The organism is Pectobacterium sp. PL64 (assembly GCF_022477975.1).
Lineage (GTDB): Bacteria > Pseudomonadota > Gammaproteobacteria > Enterobacterales > Enterobacteriaceae > Pectobacterium > Pectobacterium jejuense.
The window spans coordinates 3,830,544-3,846,644 of sequence record NZ_CP092070.1 but is presented as its reverse complement, the minus strand read 5'-3'; the positions used below and the strand labels follow the sequence as shown (position 1 = coordinate 3,846,644).

Below are 16,101 nucleotides of genomic sequence, written 5' to 3'. Positions count from 1 at the left end.
AGATGCACTTGTCATGACGATGTGGTGCAGCGACGGCAAGCCGTCGTATTAGCTGATTTTTTCCCCTATTGGAGAGTTTCCTATGTCTTACGTCTTACCTTCTCTTCCCTATGCATTTGATGCGCTGGAACCCCATTTCGACGCCCGCATGATGGAGATCCATTACTCTAAGCATCATCAGACCTACGTGACCAATCTCAACAACGCGGTGGCCGATGCGGGCGACCAGCAGGTACCTGTGGAGGTGCTGATCGCCGATATCGCGGCGCTACCGGAAAACATTCGAGTCGCCGTGCGTAACAATGGCGGAGGGCACGCGAATCACTCGCTGTTCTGGACCGTGTTAAGTGCACAGGGAGGCAAGCCCGAAGGAAAACTGGCTCAGGCCATCGACAGCGATCTGGGTGGGTATGAGGCTTTCAAAGACAGCTTCACTAAGGCGGCGCAGACCCGTTTTGGCAGCGGCTGGGCGTGGCTGACGGTGAGGCGCGATGGCAAATTGCTTGTCGAGAGCAGCGCGAATCAGGATAACCCTCTGATGGGGGACTTCGCTGGCCTGTCAGGCGGCACCCCGATTCTGGGGCTGGATGTTTGGGAGCATGCTTATTACCTGAATTATCAGAACCGCCGCCCTGACTATATCTCAGCGTTCTTCTCCATCATCAACTGGCAGGAAGTGGCTCGACGCTACGAAAACGCCACCAAGTGAGTGAGGCTGCCAGCGAAGCATTTTTGCTGGCAGTTCGCTTTTGGCGTTTAATTTGTGTTTTATTATACGTTGCCAATATTATGTACAGTTGAGAAAAGCATGTATCTCTGTTTATGTAATAATTCCTATTCTACTTTCCGGTCTTAGGCTTTTATGAATTATTCTCCATGCCGTTATTAAATTAACGAGTTCGATAATAATAAATGGGGAGCTAACTTTCCTAATCGGTCAACAAAGCGAAAGAAATTTAGCTAGCCGACTTAACGCATTAAGTTCGCTTCTGGAAGCTGATTTTGAGAGCAGTAGACGATAGTCATAAGCATGCAGGGTGCTTTTAACCGCATTGGTTGAAACCTGGCTAAATAATGCTGATTCACTAAAATCGCTCTCAATAGTGACAATCGAATATTGTCCTTTTGTACTCCATTGATTAAAGCGAACGACGACGGAGCCCCTGACTATAACGGCTCCTTCTTTCTTATCCTCTGAAAAATAAAAATCAAAAACAGGTTCAGCAATCCCATTGACTAAACAAACGGCCTTATAGCATTTCAAAAGAGAAATAAGGCTCGCTCCCCGTCCTATAGAGAAACCGCTTCCGGCATTTTCATCGAGATAAAAATAGCGTTTAAAAACAATATTCAGCTTTTTATTATGGTAGCCAACAACATAGTCCTTCTCATAAAAATGAAAATCAGTCGGATCGCCGACTAACTCGTATCCTTGAGAAACCAGTTCTGTCGGCGAAAAATCCTTAAGACCAAAAATGTCTGGGTGCTGAACGGTCGATGCTTTTAGATACCTGATAAAGAGAGTAAAGAAAGAGATTTCCAACATTGTTTGCCCACCGCGTATTGCGCCTCTGAGCACAATGTTACCTGTTTGTATAAGAATGTGATGGTATCATCTCTGTTCAGATGGCCAAATTTAGTGTGTTACTACTATTCCGTTTGTTACTACATTCCGTGTGTTACGACAGGCCAGTGTTACAGGTAAATAATTATTTTGAGTGCAAATCGAATCCAAACCCCGTCTCTCCCCGTGTTAAAGCTCCTCGCACTTGCGACAGCCGCGTTTCTGACCTTACTGACTGAGATCATGCCGGCAGGGCTCCTCAGTTCGATCGCGACGGGTCTTGATGTCTCTGAAAGTCTGGCCGGCCAGTTCATTACCGCGTTTGCTCTGGGGGCGCTGTTATCTGCGATTCCTGCTACGGCGCTGACGCGCGGCATGCGGCGCAAGCCCTTGCTGCTCATCGCGATTAGCGGATTTGCCGTCGTGAATGCGGTGACCGCCTTTTCAGACAACTACGTTTTATCACTGGCTGCCCGCTTTGTTGCAGGCCTGTTCGGTGGCGTGGTCTGGTCGATGCTGGCTGGGTACGCCTCCCGTATGGTTCCCCGGTGGTTACTCGGGCGTGCAATCGCCATTGTCGGTGCGGGATCTACGGCCGCGCTGGTTCTCGGCGTACCGATTGGCGGCCTTCTCGGTTCAGTCATCGGCTGGCAGGGCGCATTTGGACTCGTGTCGGTTATTGCGGTGCTTCTTGTGGTCTGGATCGCGCTTTTTGCTCCCGATTTTCCGGGTGAATCAGCCGATAAACGGCTATCGCTGCCTCAGGTTGCCGCCAAGCGTGGCGTCGGGGCGACGCTTGCGCTGATCCTCACCTACATCGTCACGCACAATATTCTGTATATTTACATCGAGCCTTTCCTCGTGGCTTCGGCCATGGGGGACTGGCTCAATGGTGTGTTGTTCATTTTCGGAGCGGGTGCGGTCTTTGGCCTCGTGCTGTCAGGGATTATCGTCGATGGAAATCTTAAGCGTCTCGGTCCTGCCGAGGTGTTCTTATTCGCCGCGGCGACGCTCCTTCTGGGCCTTTGGTCCGATGTACAGGTCATTCTGATTCTGGCCGTCTTTATGTGGGGCGTCTCTTTTGGGGGATTCTCCGTCGTCACGCAAACGGCAATGACTCACCTTTCTTCTGATGCCGTGGACGTTGCACAGTCGATGTCTACCACATCGTGGAACACTGCGGTGGCCTCAGGGGGCGTCATTGGAGGATTGCTCCTCAGCAGCGCAGGCCCGGGCGCGTTTCCGTGGGTGATGATCGGGCTATTGACGCTATCATTCCTCGTCGTACTTCTGGGGGTTAACCGTGCGCTGACGGCCGTTAAGCCAGCGCAGTCCGTCTCCGTCAGAAATGATTCCTTGATGCAGAGTAACCAACAATTATGAAATACCGCCACTTCCTGTTTGACCTTGACGACACGCTGTTGGACTTCAAAGCCTCTGAGCGCCTTTCGTTTGCGCGTACGCTGACGAACCTTGGCGTCGATATTGAGAATACGACCCTGTTCGCAGACTATCAGCGCGAGAATTCTCAGCTATGGAGCGAGTTTGAGAAGGGGGAAATCTCCAAGGATCTCCTGAAAGTAGAACGATTTCGGCGCACGTTTTCCCTTCATGGCATCGATATCGATCCCCACAAAGCGAGCAACCTCTATCTGGAGTGCCTGCCTGAGACCGTGGTGCTGGTAGATGGCGCGGTTCAGATCTGTGAAGCGCTTGCCGAGATTGGTGAAGTTGGCATTATTACCAACGGTATTGAGCATGTGCAGGCGAAGCGGGTGGCGAACTCGGGTCTGGCGGATTGGCTCACGTTTGTCGCTACCTCTGAGGCCTGCGGATTCGCCAAGCCGGATGCGCGTTTCTTCGAGTTCTCCGCCAGCAAGTTCAGCTCGTTCAAAAAAGCCGAAGCGATCATCGTGGGCGACAGGCTCGATGCCGATATCCTTGGAGCGAACCTCTACGGCATCGACAGCTGCTGGTTCAACGCAGGTGGAGCTGCCAACGATTCGGACATTGCGCCAACCTATGAAGCCGCAACCCTGCAAGCTGTCTTCACGCAGATCAGTGCCAAGTCTTAAGCCTGTACCACGCCACATCGACGACAATCACCACGATTAATTCGCTTTGGGTTGTCGTCGCACTCTACTTAGTCATTTCCTGAACAAGAAAACCGCTTAAGATAAAAAGAGCATCTGAGACTCGTTACTTAATAAGCTTTAAGTCGGCTTTTCTGTGACGCTTTTGATCATCATAGAAATTTTCATGTGAACCGAGGCTCAATAAATATATTTCAAGTTTAGCGTCAACCCAGCTATAACTCAGGAGATATTGCTGGTTACTCATATAAAATTTATGTACCCAAAGATAATTCAGATCACCTTTTTTTCGCTCACCAATCTCAGGTTCGTCAATGATAAGTTCAATCTGCTCATCGACGGTTTTCTGTTCTTGTTCTGTCAGAGAGGCAAATTTTTTCTCAAAACGGCGTGACTGATATATCTCAAGATTTTTCTCGGTCTCTTCTGCGCACATATTTCGTCATTCTTCCATTGTCGATTTCTGATTTCGCCAGCAAGATTTCGTTGATGAAGGAAAAAGGCAATTCAGGGTTATCCTCAGCAATACGGCCAATTTTAGCCCAGTACTCTATTTGCTTTGGCACACTTCGGCTCATTGCCTCAGCATGCACTTTCACCTCTTCAACAAAATCATCATCCAGGCGGATGCTTGTTGCCATATTTTGGTACTCCACTATGTAGTCACCACAGCCTCTTAGTGATGGTTTTGATGATACGTCACCTTTCGACGCACTACAGATTTTAGTTTGCGACAAATTGTCGCAATGTGCAACTTTTTTTCTTGCGGCAGCCCGCAACATGGGTATGTTTTGTCTCTGCGATTGTTTTACTAAATGCTCTCAATCAGTAGTCACAGACCAGAAATACGCGGTCGAAGCGTAGGGCTGCGAGGTCGGTACGATGAATGATGAAATTCAGCATGCCGTCATCCCACTGAAATTGTCCGTCCAGACAGACCTGAAACAGTACCAGCCAGTCCTGCGCTTCGCCGCCTAACTTCTGTGCTGCCTGCAACTCGGGTAATTCATGCTGGCTGAAGCCACAGCCGTTGATTCGGGCAATGCCCTGATACTCGGGCAATGGGGCATCAGGCGAAAAGTCTGATGGCAGCATCTCCCTGTCGATCATCCAGGCGAGTTGCTCTTCCGTCGTTTTGCTGTCAGGCAGCAGATTGAATGCCCCCAGTTGCCGTAACTGCCAGGCGTAATATTGGGCAAAGCCAAGCCGAGACAGCGCATCGTCGTATACATCATTGTCCAGCTCGGCCTGCTGTTCCAGACTCAGGCGTGAGCAGAGTATGGATCCAAGATGAGGATTTTGGTGCAATGCGTAGAAGCTGGGGACGGCGACGCTGGTTCTCGGGTGTAGTTTGAATGCGGGCTTCTGTCCGAGCGTCTTCTCGTCATTGAAGGCCAGGTCGGCAAAGCGTGTGCCGCTGCACAGATGTGCGGAGTCCTGTACATAGATGACTTTCCCTCGGGTTGTTACAGGGCTGCTTCCACATTCCAGAAAGAAGAATAACGTGCCTTCGCGCGGTAAATAATCTTGCAACGGTGCCAAAGCGCGGCAGTCTACCTGTGCAATAAATTCCAGCGGTACACGATAGCTCTGCGTGACGTCGTCCCAAGGGAAAATGCACACGTCTTTTTCGTCTTCACCTTCTTGCCAGCATTCCTCGTATTCGAGCAAGGTGTCTTCGGGGACGCTGACGCAAGGATAGGGAATATCGACAGGTAAATCTGGCAGACCGCCCAGCCGATGATTGCCCAGCGCTGTCTGCTCGTCCTCTGCGCCATGATAGAAATCGATACTACTGCGTAAGGTGCCAGCCACGGCGTAGGCTATGGGGGCGATGGCATCCGCCGAGAGCAGCGCATCCACAAGGTGCCGCCGTAACGGAGAATGCTCTGCCAGCAGCGGGTGCAAGGCTGGATCTACGGGCATAGGGGTAAAGGTTGGCGTCTCGGTTGTCTCTTCCTGCTTTATTTCTACCTTGTTTTCCTGAATGGCGTTGGCCACCGCTTCTTCTTCCCCTAATGCTTGTCTATGGAGGATCAATGCCATCTCTGGGGTTGTGGTGACAATCCGCAGGCTGCGCAGCGCGGTTTCCAGGGTTTTGAAATGTTCTTGTCGCCGATCCTGCGGGCAGTAGCCCCCAGCGAAAAGGCAAACCGTGTCCGTTAAGCGGATAAACGCGAACACGTAGGCGAAGCCGTAAATCCCTTCAGCCGTCATGAACAATGCGCTGTCGTTTTCGAGGGTTAACGTCTTTTCCTCAAGCCAGGTGAGTTTGCCATAGCTTTTACCGCAGAAAGTGCGATATCGCTCTACCTGCCCCGTTTCTACTTTATGCAGCAGTTCCCCACTCACCGGGTAAATGTTTAGCGCAACGACGCCATCGTCAGTGGCGTACTGGCCGAGTCCCCCTTGTCCTATCTGCTCAACGGACGTGAAAGTTGAGGGGAAATCTATAGATAAAACATCCGTGTGCATGATTGTCATGACAATCCCTAACGTAGAAAAGCATATCGCCTCTGATGGATTTTTTATGATGCCACATTTGTCTGCATCAGCAAGAAGGCGATGTGCTGACGGCGAGTCACTCTGCATCACTCGCAATGCATTTTTGTAACGTTTTGCTTTTTTTTGGTGCGTTAACGCAGCCTGAACGGCGTGTTTGCTGGGGTTTTATGGTGCTAATAAACATGGCACGGCCTGTGCTTAGTCTTACATACCATCTTGTGTACAAGATGGTGCGACTCAGGCAATCGACCTGATCGGTTTTTTCAGGCTGGTGGTTATCGGCTGTTGTTAGCTCACCGTTGAAGGGGGAATACAATGAAAAATAACAATGACAAGATCGATCGTAAACGCAGGCAGTTGATGAAGTGGTCAGCGGTTAGCGCAGGCGCGCTGACGCTAAGCAGCTTGCTGCCAGGAATGGCTTTTGCTGCCGAAGGGGAAGAAATCCGCATTGGTTACTGGCCGATTGTGGGCGGCTTGCCTTTATATGTGGGCGTTGAGCGGGGCTTTTTCAAAGAGGCAGGGTTGAATGTGCGAGCGGTGAAGTTCGCCAGCCCGCAACAGATTGTCGAGGGGATGATCACGGGCCGCATACACGGATGCGCCAACGGTACGGCCACCGGCGCATTGGGATTAGGAGCGATTACCTCACCCGGCCTGTTCAAGATCATTTGCTCGAATCCTTCTAATCATCGGATGGTATTAGATGAATTTCTGGTGCCGTTAAACAGCGATGTAAAAAGTATCGCGGAGCTGAAAGGCAAGCGTATCGCCTGTGGGCCGGGTATTCAGAATGTGGTGATGACCAAAATCATTCTGGAGAAAAATGGCTTTACGGCGGACGAGCTGCGCGTGACGGAATTGCCGGTTGGGCAACATGTTGCTGCGCTGGCGGCGGGTCAGATTGACGGTGTTTATACTCTGGAACCGACGGGAACCGTCGGCCGTCTGAAAGGGCTGTCGCGTACGCTGGAAACCGGCGTGATCTCACGCTATGTGCTTGGTAACCCCGATGCGCCGTGGTTTGGTGGTGCGGCGGCGTTAAATAGCGGTTTTATCGAAAGTCGTGCGGCGGATGCAAAGCGCTTCACGCAGGCCTATGCCAAATCGGTGCAGTTTATCCAGCAGAATCCAGAAGCCGCTCGCGATCACATCACGGGTTACACCAGCATTGAGGCCGAACTGAGTAAAGAAGTGCCGCTGCCGGGGTTTGTCATGTACGACGAGCTAAAAGGCGACAATCTGGCGTGGTTCCAGAAGTTTTATGACGTGTTCACCGAAAGAAAAATCTTCCGGCAGCCGGTGGATGTCAGCAGCCTGATTTATCAGCCTTAAGGGAGGAGCTCGATTATGCGCCAGCATTGGACGTCTAAATTATTACCCGCTGTCGGCCCGATTTTACTGTTTCTCTTTTGGCAATTGGCCGTCAGTGCGAAATGGCTGAACCCTATTTTATTGCCATCGCCTGTCGAGACGCTGGGTTATATGTTCCAGTCTTTCGCGGATGCCAGCATGCGTACCGATATCGGTGCGACGCTATACCGTACGCTGGTGGCGTTTGGTTTTGCTGCTCTGATTGGCGTGCCGCTTGGCATCATTTTAGGTAGCAACGAAAAGATCTACCGCAGCCTGGAGTTCTTGATCGACTTCTTTCGTTCTACGCCATCATCGGCGCTGATTCCGCTATTTTTGCTGATTTTCGGGATAACCGATGCGAATAAGATTGCCATTTCGGCCTTTGCCGCTGTGCTGGTGATTCTGTTCAACAGCGCCTATGGCGTGATGAATGCAAAGAAAACCCGTCTGATGGCGGCGCAGGTCATGGGGATTTCCCGCTGGCATATTTTTAAAGACATCATGCTGCTGGAAAGTCTGGCGCAAACCTTTGTCGGCCTGCGCACGGGGGTGTCGATGGCGTTGGTGATCGTCATTGTCGCGGAGATGTTTATTGGCTCGGAAACAGGGCTGGGGCACCGCATCATTGATGCCCAGCAGGTGTTCAATATTCGGGATATGTACGCTTCAATTCTGATTACGGGCGCACTGGGATATCTGCTTAACGTCCTATTTTTAGTGGTAGAGAAACGAATTGTTCACTGGAGTGGCAAAGCATGATGACATCTCATACAGCGCAAATGGAAAAACCGGATACCGCTTTTCCGCCTTATCCGGCACCGAACACCCACGTTACCATTCGCGGCTTGAACAAGTCGTTTGCGGATCAGCCGCTTTATACCGACCTGAATCTGGATTTACCGCGTGGCAAAATCGTGTCTATTTTCGGGCCAAACGGCTGCGGTAAATCGACGCTGATGAACATGATTGCCGGGCTGATTCCCGTCGATAGCGGCGATATCCTGTTTGATGGCAAAACGTTGTCAGAAACTAGAATCGGGTATGTGTTTCAAAACTATCGTGATGCGCTTTTCCCCTGGATGAGCGCCTGGAAGAATATTGCTTACCCGCTGGTGCGCAGCGGCATGCGCAAGCAGGACGTTCAGACGCGCATGGATGAGTTGATCGCAATGTTTGATATTCGCTTCGATCTTCAGCGTTATCCGTATGAGCTTTCAGGTGGACAGCAGCAGACGGTATGTATCATGCGGGCGCTGGCGACGGGGCCGGAGGTGATGTTTTTGGATGAGCCGTTCTCCGCGCTGGATTTTGAAATGACGCTGTTCATCCGTGACAAGCTGCAAGAAGTTCAGGTGGCGACTGGCGTGACGATGGTCATCGTGTCACACGATTTAGAAGATGCGGTATTTCTGGCGGACGAAATCCTGCTGCTGACGCGCCGGCCAACGACGGTGTCGGAGATTGTTCCGTTCAACTTGGCGCGCCCGCGCGGTGCGGAGGCGATGAGCGATCCTGAGTTTATTCGCGTCAAGGCACACACGCTGGAGGTGTTCAAACGCGAAATGGCTGCATAAGTGCCTATCTGGCGTATCTATTTCTGGCTCACCAAGCCCGCTACAGCTTGGTGAGCCAGATTTATACATTCACTCTTCACCCAACGAGCGCGATACGCGTTCTTTTCTTAATACGCCTTGTATGCCGACAAACAGTACGCCGGTTAGCAGCAAGATGGCGATGAGGCCGTCGTAGCCGTAAAACGTGATGGCGGCACCAGAGAAGAGTGGCCCGCTGATACTGCCAGCCGACCACACCAGCCCCAGAAGTGAATTCATCACAATCAGCCGCTGACCGGCAAATTTCTGACCCGCCCGAACCAGAGACAGCGTGTAAAGCCCGCCAGCCGCTGCGCCCAGTACAATACAGACGGGCACCAGAAGTGAAGGGGAGGAGAACGAGAAGGTGATCAAGACCAGCATCACACAGAAAAGGATGCCGCAGCCGATGTGGGTTTTGATGATGCCGCATTTGTCTGCCAGCCAGCCAATCGGCGTCTGAAAGACGGCATCGCCCAGAAAGATGAGTGTGACCAGCAAGATCGCAGATTTTTCGTCCAAGCCCTGTTCCATGCCGTAAAGCGGAAAGAGCGAAAGGATACTGGCATCGAAGAAGGAGAAGCAGAGCACGCCAGAAGCGATTGCCGGGAGAAAAGGAATAAGATCCCGATAAGACGCTGAGGACGATTCATCTGCCTGAACCATTGTGGCACAGTTCCTCAGCATGAACGCACACGCGGCGGATATCGCGCAAATCAGCCATAGCGCATAGGTTTGCATCGACTCGCCAGCGGCAATGAGCAGCGGCCCTATCAGCTGACACCCGGTGAAAACGGCGGCATACAGCCCCGTCAGCGTCGCTTTGTGTTTGTCTGATGCCCGGCTGGTGACCCAGGTTTCTCCCAACACCACCAAAACCCCCGAGGCGAGCCCGGTTAACAGGCGAGGAAAAATAAGCGAAACAGGGTGTGATAGCTGGAACGAGGCAACGGTTGATGCCGCCAGAATGATCAGGCTGCCGGATAACAGATAGCTGGCATGCAGGCGACGGCTGAGCCACGGCGTAACGAAAGAGGATAGCATCATCCCCGCTGCCGGAAGAGCTGCCAGAATACCGAGTGTCGCGGTGCTGTGCCCGAGCTCGGCCAGCTTCAGGCTGATTAGCGGCAGCGTGTAGCCCGTAACCAAGCCCACGAGTGAGGCGGCGATAATCATGTTGATTGTCGTGAAGTTGGCTTCACGGGACTGTGCTGTCATTGTCTTTCCAGTGCGATTTTAACAAGCATTTTCAACCCCAGAAAGGCAGGTGGACACTTCCTGCATTAGCCAGGTATGAAATCGTACGTACTTTTCATTTTGCTCAAGGGGGATGGGCGATAACAGATAATAAGCAGAACCCTCCCGCGCAAATCCATACGGTGCATGCAGTTGCCCGTTTGCAATTTCGTCCTGCACCATCAGGAAAGACGCCATTGCCATGCCTAATCCCGATACGGCCGCCTGAATACACAGATAAAAGTGTTCATAGTCCGCTCTGGTACTGCCTTTGAGTGACACATGCGTCTGTCGTTGCCAGGTTGCCCACGCTTTCGGACGCGTTCCGGTATAGAGCAAACGCATTCCCTCCAGACTGTCCTTGCGATCGGCTTTGTCGCGACTTACCGGCCCCATCCATTCGTCACACACCTTTACCCCATGCGTTTGTGGGTCCCAGTGAAAATCGTCACGCCGCAGCGCGAGGTCAACGCCGCTACGCACAAAATCAATCGGCCCGCCCGCAGCCACCAGATGAAGTTTGATATCGGGATTCGCCTGATTAAAAGCCGGTAGCCGCGGAATCAGCCATTTCATGGCAATCGTGGGCTCGCATGACAGCGTCAGTACGTCATCCTGCGCACCTTGCTGTAGCCGATAGACCGCGCCTTCGAGCTGCTCGAAGACAGACTGCGTGACCGTATGCAAAGAACGGCCCGCCGCGTTTAAAAAGATCGCGCGGTTGCGTCGTTCAAATAGCTCAACCCCCAGCGCCTCTTCCAACAATCTGATCTGCCTGCTGACGGCACCATGCGTGACGTGCAGGGACTCGGCGGCTTTAACAAAGCTACCGGTTTGTGCGGCCGCTTCAAAGAAGCGAAAAGAGGCTAACGAGGGAATTTTCATATACACGATGAAATTTGACAGATTTATACCAAGATAAATCGCTTTTTTGCCACATGCAAACGCTGAATAATCACACTGTCTTCAGGTTTAAAAGGCCTAATGGCCTAAATAATGAGGAAATATTGTAAAGGTCGCATCTTTGCTAGCCGTATTGCGTCAGTGATTTTTGCATTCTTCCTTTAGCCTGTCTGTTACCCATCTGTGCAAAATCATCGTGAAAGTGATGGCTTGCCGAACAAGGAAAACGTTAATGAATGAGTTAATTGCCGTCGCGACGATCACCATTTTGGCGGTGATCAGTCCGGGGCCTGATTTTGCTATGGTGACTCGCAACAGCTACGCCTTTGGCTCGCGCGCCGGTTTACTCAGTGCGTTTGGCATTGCCTGCGGCGTCCAGATCCACGTGATGTATACCGTTTTTGGCATCGCGGTATTCATTGTGAACTCTCCGATGCTATTTATGGCGATGAAAGTTCTGGGAGCGTCATACCTGATTTATCTGGGGTATAAGTCATTAACCAATAAAACAAAAATAACATTAGAAGAAGCGTCCGGTAATGCGCCGTCATCGCTTGCTGCGTTTCGCATGGGCTTTCTCACCAACGCGCTTAACCCAAAAACCATGCTGTTTGTCGTCGCCACCTATACCCAGGTCGTACAGCCCGGTAGCCCAATGAGCCATAATTTTGGCTACGGGTTATTCATGTCGGTGGCGCACTGGGTCTGGTTCAGTATTGTTGCGCTGTTTTTTGCCGCGCCAGCTATGCGCCGCCGACTCATCGATCGTCAACATTGGGTCGACAAAGGTATCGGTGTTGCCCTGATTGCGTTAGGTGCATCTCTGGCGTTCACCAAAATTACCCTCTGATGAGGGGGAATACATCGGATCAGGCAAGAAAACCATCGGAATGCTATACCTACCTGCTGAGGGATTTAGGAAAATATTCGATTTCTTAACATGATCGATTCTCAACATGATCGGTTTCTCAACAGAAAAGGAAATAGCCATGCTTGTACATGCGTATGGGGCCCATGCGGGCGATAAACCTCTTGAACCGTTGCAGATCGTCCGTCGTGCGCCGGGAGCCCACGATGTCCAGATTGAGATTGCGTACTGTGGCATCTGCCACTCGGACCTGCATCAGGTGCGTGCTGAATGGGCAGGCACACAGTTTCCCTGTGTACCCGGCCATGAAATCGTCGGACGGGTGTCGGCGGTAGGGGCACATGTTTCGGCCTTTAAGGCGGGCGATCTGGTCGGTATTGGCTGCATCGTGGACAGCTGTCGGCACTGTGAAGAATGTGATGATGGCTTAGAAAACTACTGTGGCGGGATGGTCGGCACGTATAACGGCCCGACTGCGGATGAGCCCGGCTGGACGCTTGGTGGCTATTCTCAGCAGATCGTCGTGCATGAGCGCTATGTGCTGCGCGTCCGTCATTCCGAGGCGGAACTGGCTGCGGTCGCGCCTCTGCTGTGCGCGGGGATTACCACCTATTCGCCGCTGCGCCACTGGAATGCCGGGCCGGGTAAGAAGGTCGGCGTCGTGGGTATCGGCGGGCTTGGTCACATGGGGATCAAACTGGCGCATGCCATGGGTGCTTATGTTGTGGCGTTCACCACGTCTGAATCTAAGCGTGAAGATGCCAAGGCGCTGGGTGCAAATGAAGTCGTGGTATCTCGTAACGCGGAAGAGATGGCAGCGCACGCGGGCAGCTTCGATTTAATCCTGAATACCGTTGCTGCGCCGCACGATCTGGATGCGTTTCTGGTTCTGCTGAAGCGCGATGGCGCGCTAACGCTGGTCGGTGCGCCTGCGTCACCGCATCCTTCTCCTAACGTGTTCAACCTGATCATGAAACGCCGTACGGTGGCGGGATCGATGATCGGTGGCATTCCTGAAACGCAGGAAATGCTGGATTTCTGTGCCGAGCACGGGATTGTTTCCGATATCGAGCTTGTTCGCGCCGACGAAATCAATGAGGCCTACGAGCGGATGCTCAAAGGCGATGTGAAATACCGCTTCGTCATTGATAACGCCACGCTGAACGCCTGATTGGCCTAGGTCCCACAGCACGGATTTCCCCGTGCTGTGGGGCTGTCATGACATGATTTATCACGCCTTCTCTATATCATGAGAAAAACCAAACCATCGTAATTTCCTGTCACCAACGACGCGTGAATGCGGTACTATTCGTCGTCATATCTTTATACCAACACGTTGATTTTCCTTCTCTATCACAGCGAAAAGACAGCTTAAAATGGAAATTTATCTTGGTTTAGCTCTGGTTGGTTTGGTGGTTATCTGGGCGATTTTTACCTACAACCGATTGATATCTCTGCGACGTTTTAAAGATGAAGCCTGGAGCGGCATTGCAGTGCAGTTAAAGCGCCGTCACGATCTGGCCCCTAATCTTCTGACGTTGGTCAAGCGCTACGCGCAGCACGAAAAAGATCTGCTGGAAGCCATTGCCCGTCAGCGTACTAGCCAGACTGGCAGCACGCGACAAATTGCTCAGAATGAACGGGAATACTCAGGGACGCTGGGGCGATTTTTTGCGCTGGCGGAGGCTTATCCTGACCTGAAAGCCAACCAAAACTTCCTCGCCTTGCAGCAATCGCTTTCTGAAATTGAAGAGCAGCTTCAGATGTCGCGCCGTTATTTCAATGCCACGGTGCGGGATTTGAATATTCAGGTGGAATCCTTCCCCAGTCTGTTAATCGCCAACCTGTTCCAGTTTAAAACCGAAACGTTCTTTGAACTGGAGAATCCCGCAGAAGGTGACGTTCCACGGATGGAGTGACGTGATGGCAAGGTGGGTGGATGCGCTGCGCCGTTGCGGCTGGTTGGTTTTACTCGGGTGGATCGCTCTGGTTCAGGCAAACGCGCTGGATAATACGTTTATCCCCGGGGTTAGCGTTGCGCCGGGAACGACGGTTTCTCAGCAGACGGCGGACGAACGTATTCTGCTGTTTGATTCGCAGGCTCGCTTCCAGACGGATGGCACCATGCTGGTGGACGAGACCATTCAGGTTCAGTCGACCGGCGAGCAGATCAAACGAGGGATTTTCCGTACGCTCCCGCTGGTCTGGCATCGGCAGGACGGCAGTACGTTCCGGCTGGCGTACCAGATTACACAGGTGCTGCGAGATGGCGAGCCGGAAAGCTACAGTATTGATCAAACGGGCGAACAGATTAAGTTACTGATTGGCCGTGCCGATCGTCAGCTACAAGCCGGAGTATACCGCTACCGTATTCAGTATCAGGTGAGTAACCATTTCAGCCGCTTTCCCGACTGGGATGAGCTGTATTGGAACGTCACGGGTAACGGTTGGAGCTATCCTATCAACCGAGTTCGTTTTCGCCTGTATCTGCCGGAGCAAGCCGCGTTTCTCTCTGCCAGCGGTAAAGATTCCCGTCTGCAATCGGTTGACGTCTATACCGGTCCGGTGGGTTGGAAAGGCGACAACGCCCGCATTCTGGCTGATGGCAGTATTGAGACGCTCGCACCGCTGCATCCAGGGGAAGGCGTAACCGTCGCCTACACCTGGCCACGGAGTATTCTGGCTTCCGCCCCGGCACCGCAAGAGGATTCTCTGCTGGGGAATTGGCTCTCGCCCGCGTTGAAAAGCGGGATACTGTGGTTTCCCCCCTTTCTGATCGTGGCTTACTACCTGTTTTGGTGGAGTAAGCATATAACCCCCCTTGGCTTAACGAAACCCGCAGTCATGCCGTTGTATAGCGTTCCCAATGGCATTTATCCCGGCTATGTACGTTACCTCTGTCAACGAACCTACGATAATGTGGCTTTCTCCAGCGATGTCTTGGATCTGGTTGCCAGGCGTGCGATTGCGCTGACAAAAGTCATCCATAAGCCGAGAAAAAGCCGAAGTGGTATGACGCAGAAGCGAGAAGAGCAGTGGCTCACTCGCTTACCTGAAAGCGAGTCTATGAAGCTGACACCTGAGGATAAACAGCTCCTTAGTACCTTGTTTCCCGGCAAGACGAAGAAACTGGATATTACGGAAACCAGTATGCGTTCGGTGCCAATGCAGAAGGCGCGCAAGGCTCAAGAGACGCATTATGAAAAAATGCACCCGACGCTGTTTTTATCGATTGCAGGAGCCGTGAGAGCGGGACTCGCGCTAAGCCTCTTGGTTCCGGTGCTGTACGGTTTTTTCTTTAATCTCTGGACGGCAATCAGTACGGTCATCGGCATGCCTTTCCTGCTGTTCAGTATGATGCTGTGTCTGCAATTAATTAAATACGCACGCTTTTCCGCGCTGCTAAAGAATAGTGAGAAAAGTAAAGCCTCGCTTTTTCTGGTGGTGGCCGGGTTTCTCTTTACGCTGCCGTTTGGTCTCGGGCTGTTTCGCTTACTGACATCGTCTCAACTGCCAACAGACTATCAGGGTGCCTTATTGGTCAGCCTGTTACTGTGTCTGGGTTTCTTCTGCATCGTCCCGCGCCATACCCAGAAAGGGTTGAATGGTTTGGCCATAGCCAAAGGGATGACCTTGTACCTCCGCACCGCAGAAGAGCGCCGTTATGAGACGCTGTATCCGCCCGATGAGCGAGTGACTCATTTTGAACGCATGCTGCCTTACGCACTGGCGTTGGGCGTGGGGGAAACCTGGGCTAATACGTTTGCTCAGTATCTGAAAAACCACCAAATGGCCTCTGACGTGTTCTCCAGTACGCAGTGGAACGGAATCTCCCAGTTCAACCGCATGTGTAGTGCCTCGTCGATAACGGTGGTGAGCTCCGGCTCTGGCGGGGGAGGTGGCGGCAGTTCCAGTGGTTCAGGCTCTTCCGGCAGGGGATCGTCGGGGGGCGGTTCCGGTGGTGGCGGTGGAGGCGGTTGGTAG

At 52.2% G+C, this 16,101-nt stretch carries 16 protein-coding genes; 10 read left to right on the top strand and 6 right to left on the bottom strand.

Annotation, left to right across the window (positions count from 1 at the left end):
- The first annotated feature begins 82 nt into the window (after nucleotides 1-82).
- The gene (locus tag HP572_RS17190; protein ID WP_240583845.1) at nucleotides 83-709 is read left to right on the top strand and encodes a superoxide dismutase; all 627 of its coding nucleotides are present in this window, start codon (nucleotides 83-85) and stop codon (nucleotides 707-709) included.
- A 228-nt stretch (nucleotides 710-937) separates the two neighbouring features.
- On the opposite strand, the gene HP572_RS17185 is transcribed toward HP572_RS17190, so the two are convergent.
- Complete coding sequence (locus tag HP572_RS17185; protein WP_240583844.1) at nucleotides 938-1,546, bottom strand: hypothetical protein; 609 nt, start codon at nucleotides 1,544-1,546, stop codon at nucleotides 938-940.
- 261 nt (nucleotides 1,547-1,807) lie between these two features.
- Between HP572_RS17185 and HP572_RS17180 the strand changes: the two genes are divergently transcribed.
- The gene (locus HP572_RS17180; protein WP_240583843.1) at nucleotides 1,808-2,947 is read left to right on the top strand and encodes an MFS transporter; all 1,140 of its coding nucleotides are present in this window, start codon (nucleotides 1,808-1,810) and stop codon (nucleotides 2,945-2,947) included.
- Complete coding sequence (locus HP572_RS17175) at nucleotides 2,944-3,639, top strand: YjjG family noncanonical pyrimidine nucleotidase (RefSeq protein ID WP_240583842.1); 696 nt, start codon at nucleotides 2,944-2,946, stop codon at nucleotides 3,637-3,639. Before HP572_RS17180 ends, HP572_RS17175 begins: the two co-directional genes overlap by 4 nt.
- Before the next feature lie 124 nt (nucleotides 3,640-3,763).
- Here the strand turns inward: HP572_RS17175 and HP572_RS17170 are convergent, their stop codons facing one another.
- The 3 genes from HP572_RS17170 to HP572_RS17160 all read right to left on the bottom strand — a co-directional run bounded on the left by HP572_RS17170 (nucleotide 3,764) and on the right by HP572_RS17160 (nucleotide 6,141).
- Nucleotides 3,764-4,093, bottom strand: coding sequence for a type II toxin-antitoxin system RelE/ParE family toxin (locus tag HP572_RS17170; RefSeq protein WP_240583841.1), 330 nt, complete (start codon nucleotides 4,091-4,093; stop codon nucleotides 3,764-3,766).
- Nucleotides 4,062-4,298, bottom strand: coding sequence for a hypothetical protein (locus HP572_RS17165; RefSeq protein WP_039317656.1), 237 nt, complete (start codon nucleotides 4,296-4,298; stop codon nucleotides 4,062-4,064). The genes HP572_RS17170 and HP572_RS17165 overlap by 32 nt, the downstream gene beginning before the upstream one ends.
- Before the next feature lie 184 nt (nucleotides 4,299-4,482).
- A complete protein-coding gene (locus HP572_RS17160) occupies nucleotides 4,483-6,141 on the bottom strand; it encodes a DUF1963 domain-containing protein (protein ID WP_240583840.1) in 1,659 nt (552 codons plus the stop codon).
- Between the two features lie 336 nt (nucleotides 6,142-6,477).
- On the opposite strand from HP572_RS17160, the gene HP572_RS17155 reads away from it, so the two are divergent.
- The 3 genes from HP572_RS17155 to HP572_RS17145 are packed head-to-tail and all read left to right on the top strand — an operon-like array spanning nucleotide 6,478 to nucleotide 9,092.
- The gene (locus HP572_RS17155) at nucleotides 6,478-7,497 is read left to right on the top strand and encodes an ABC transporter substrate-binding protein (protein ID WP_240583839.1); all 1,020 of its coding nucleotides are present in this window, start codon (nucleotides 6,478-6,480) and stop codon (nucleotides 7,495-7,497) included.
- Between the two features lie 15 nt (nucleotides 7,498-7,512).
- Nucleotides 7,513-8,277, top strand: coding sequence for an ABC transporter permease (locus HP572_RS17150; protein ID WP_039283646.1), 765 nt, complete (start codon nucleotides 7,513-7,515; stop codon nucleotides 8,275-8,277).
- Nucleotides 8,274-9,092, top strand: coding sequence for an ABC transporter ATP-binding protein (locus tag HP572_RS17145; protein WP_240583838.1), 819 nt, complete (start codon nucleotides 8,274-8,276; stop codon nucleotides 9,090-9,092). The genes HP572_RS17150 and HP572_RS17145 overlap by 4 nt, the downstream gene beginning before the upstream one ends.
- Before the next feature lie 69 nt (nucleotides 9,093-9,161).
- On the opposite strand, the gene HP572_RS17140 is transcribed toward HP572_RS17145, so the two are convergent.
- Complete coding sequence (locus tag HP572_RS17140) at nucleotides 9,162-10,328, bottom strand: MFS transporter (protein WP_240583837.1); 1,167 nt, start codon at nucleotides 10,326-10,328, stop codon at nucleotides 9,162-9,164.
- A gap of 18 nt (nucleotides 10,329-10,346) precedes the next feature.
- The gene (locus HP572_RS17135) at nucleotides 10,347-11,231 is read right to left on the bottom strand and encodes a LysR substrate-binding domain-containing protein (RefSeq protein WP_205554973.1); all 885 of its coding nucleotides are present in this window, start codon (nucleotides 11,229-11,231) and stop codon (nucleotides 10,347-10,349) included.
- Between the two features lie 250 nt (nucleotides 11,232-11,481).
- On the opposite strand from HP572_RS17135, the gene HP572_RS17130 reads away from it, so the two are divergent.
- The 4 genes from HP572_RS17130 to HP572_RS17115 all read left to right on the top strand — a co-directional run bounded on the left by HP572_RS17130 (nucleotide 11,482) and on the right by HP572_RS17115 (nucleotide 16,101).
- Nucleotides 11,482-12,099 carry a LysE family translocator gene (locus HP572_RS17130; protein WP_205554972.1) on the top strand — a complete coding sequence of 206 codons (618 nt, stop codon included), beginning with the start codon at nucleotides 11,482-11,484 and terminating at the stop codon, nucleotides 12,097-12,099.
- 139 nt (nucleotides 12,100-12,238) lie between these two features.
- Nucleotides 12,239-13,288 (top strand): NAD(P)-dependent alcohol dehydrogenase, encoded by a 1,050-nt coding sequence (locus HP572_RS17125; RefSeq protein WP_240583836.1) that lies wholly within the window; start codon nucleotides 12,239-12,241, stop codon nucleotides 13,286-13,288.
- 205 nt (nucleotides 13,289-13,493) lie between these two features.
- Complete coding sequence (locus HP572_RS17120; protein WP_240583835.1) at nucleotides 13,494-14,036, top strand: LemA family protein; 543 nt, start codon at nucleotides 13,494-13,496, stop codon at nucleotides 14,034-14,036.
- Nucleotides 14,037-14,040: 4 nt separating this feature from the next.
- Nucleotides 14,041-16,101 (top strand): DUF2207 domain-containing protein, encoded by a 2,061-nt coding sequence (locus HP572_RS17115; RefSeq protein WP_240583834.1) that lies wholly within the window; start codon nucleotides 14,041-14,043, stop codon nucleotides 16,099-16,101.

Coding starts and splice junctions, on each gene's coding strand:
- HP572_RS17140 (WP_240583837.1), bottom strand. CDS start 10,328: ATGACAGCACAGTCCCGTGAAGCCAACTTCACGACAATCAACATGATT.
- HP572_RS17175 (WP_240583842.1), top strand. CDS start 2,944: ATGAAATACCGCCACTTCCTGTTTGACCTTGACGACACGCTGTTGGAC.
- HP572_RS17150 (WP_039283646.1), top strand. CDS start 7,513: ATGCGCCAGCATTGGACGTCTAAATTATTACCCGCTGTCGGCCCGATT.
- HP572_RS17145 (WP_240583838.1), top strand. CDS start 8,274: ATGATGACATCTCATACAGCGCAAATGGAAAAACCGGATACCGCTTTT.
- HP572_RS17120 (WP_240583835.1), top strand. CDS start 13,494: ATGGAAATTTATCTTGGTTTAGCTCTGGTTGGTTTGGTGGTTATCTGG.
- HP572_RS17125 (WP_240583836.1), top strand. CDS start 12,239: ATGCTTGTACATGCGTATGGGGCCCATGCGGGCGATAAACCTCTTGAA.
- HP572_RS17190 (WP_240583845.1), top strand. CDS start 83: ATGTCTTACGTCTTACCTTCTCTTCCCTATGCATTTGATGCGCTGGAA.
- HP572_RS17115 (WP_240583834.1), top strand. CDS start 14,041: ATGGCAAGGTGGGTGGATGCGCTGCGCCGTTGCGGCTGGTTGGTTTTA.
- HP572_RS17135 (WP_205554973.1), bottom strand. CDS start 11,231: ATGAAAATTCCCTCGTTAGCCTCTTTTCGCTTCTTTGAAGCGGCCGCA.
- HP572_RS17155 (WP_240583839.1), top strand. CDS start 6,478: ATGAAAAATAACAATGACAAGATCGATCGTAAACGCAGGCAGTTGATG.
- HP572_RS17160 (WP_240583840.1), bottom strand. CDS start 6,141: ATGACAATCATGCACACGGATGTTTTATCTATAGATTTCCCCTCAACT.
- HP572_RS17170 (WP_240583841.1), bottom strand. CDS start 4,093: ATGTGCGCAGAAGAGACCGAGAAAAATCTTGAGATATATCAGTCACGC.
- HP572_RS17185 (WP_240583844.1), bottom strand. CDS start 1,546: ATGTTGGAAATCTCTTTCTTTACTCTCTTTATCAGGTATCTAAAAGCA.
- HP572_RS17165 (WP_039317656.1), bottom strand. CDS start 4,298: ATGGCAACAAGCATCCGCCTGGATGATGATTTTGTTGAAGAGGTGAAA.
- HP572_RS17130 (WP_205554972.1), top strand. CDS start 11,482: ATGAATGAGTTAATTGCCGTCGCGACGATCACCATTTTGGCGGTGATC.
- HP572_RS17180 (WP_240583843.1), top strand. CDS start 1,808: ATGCCGGCAGGGCTCCTCAGTTCGATCGCGACGGGTCTTGATGTCTCT.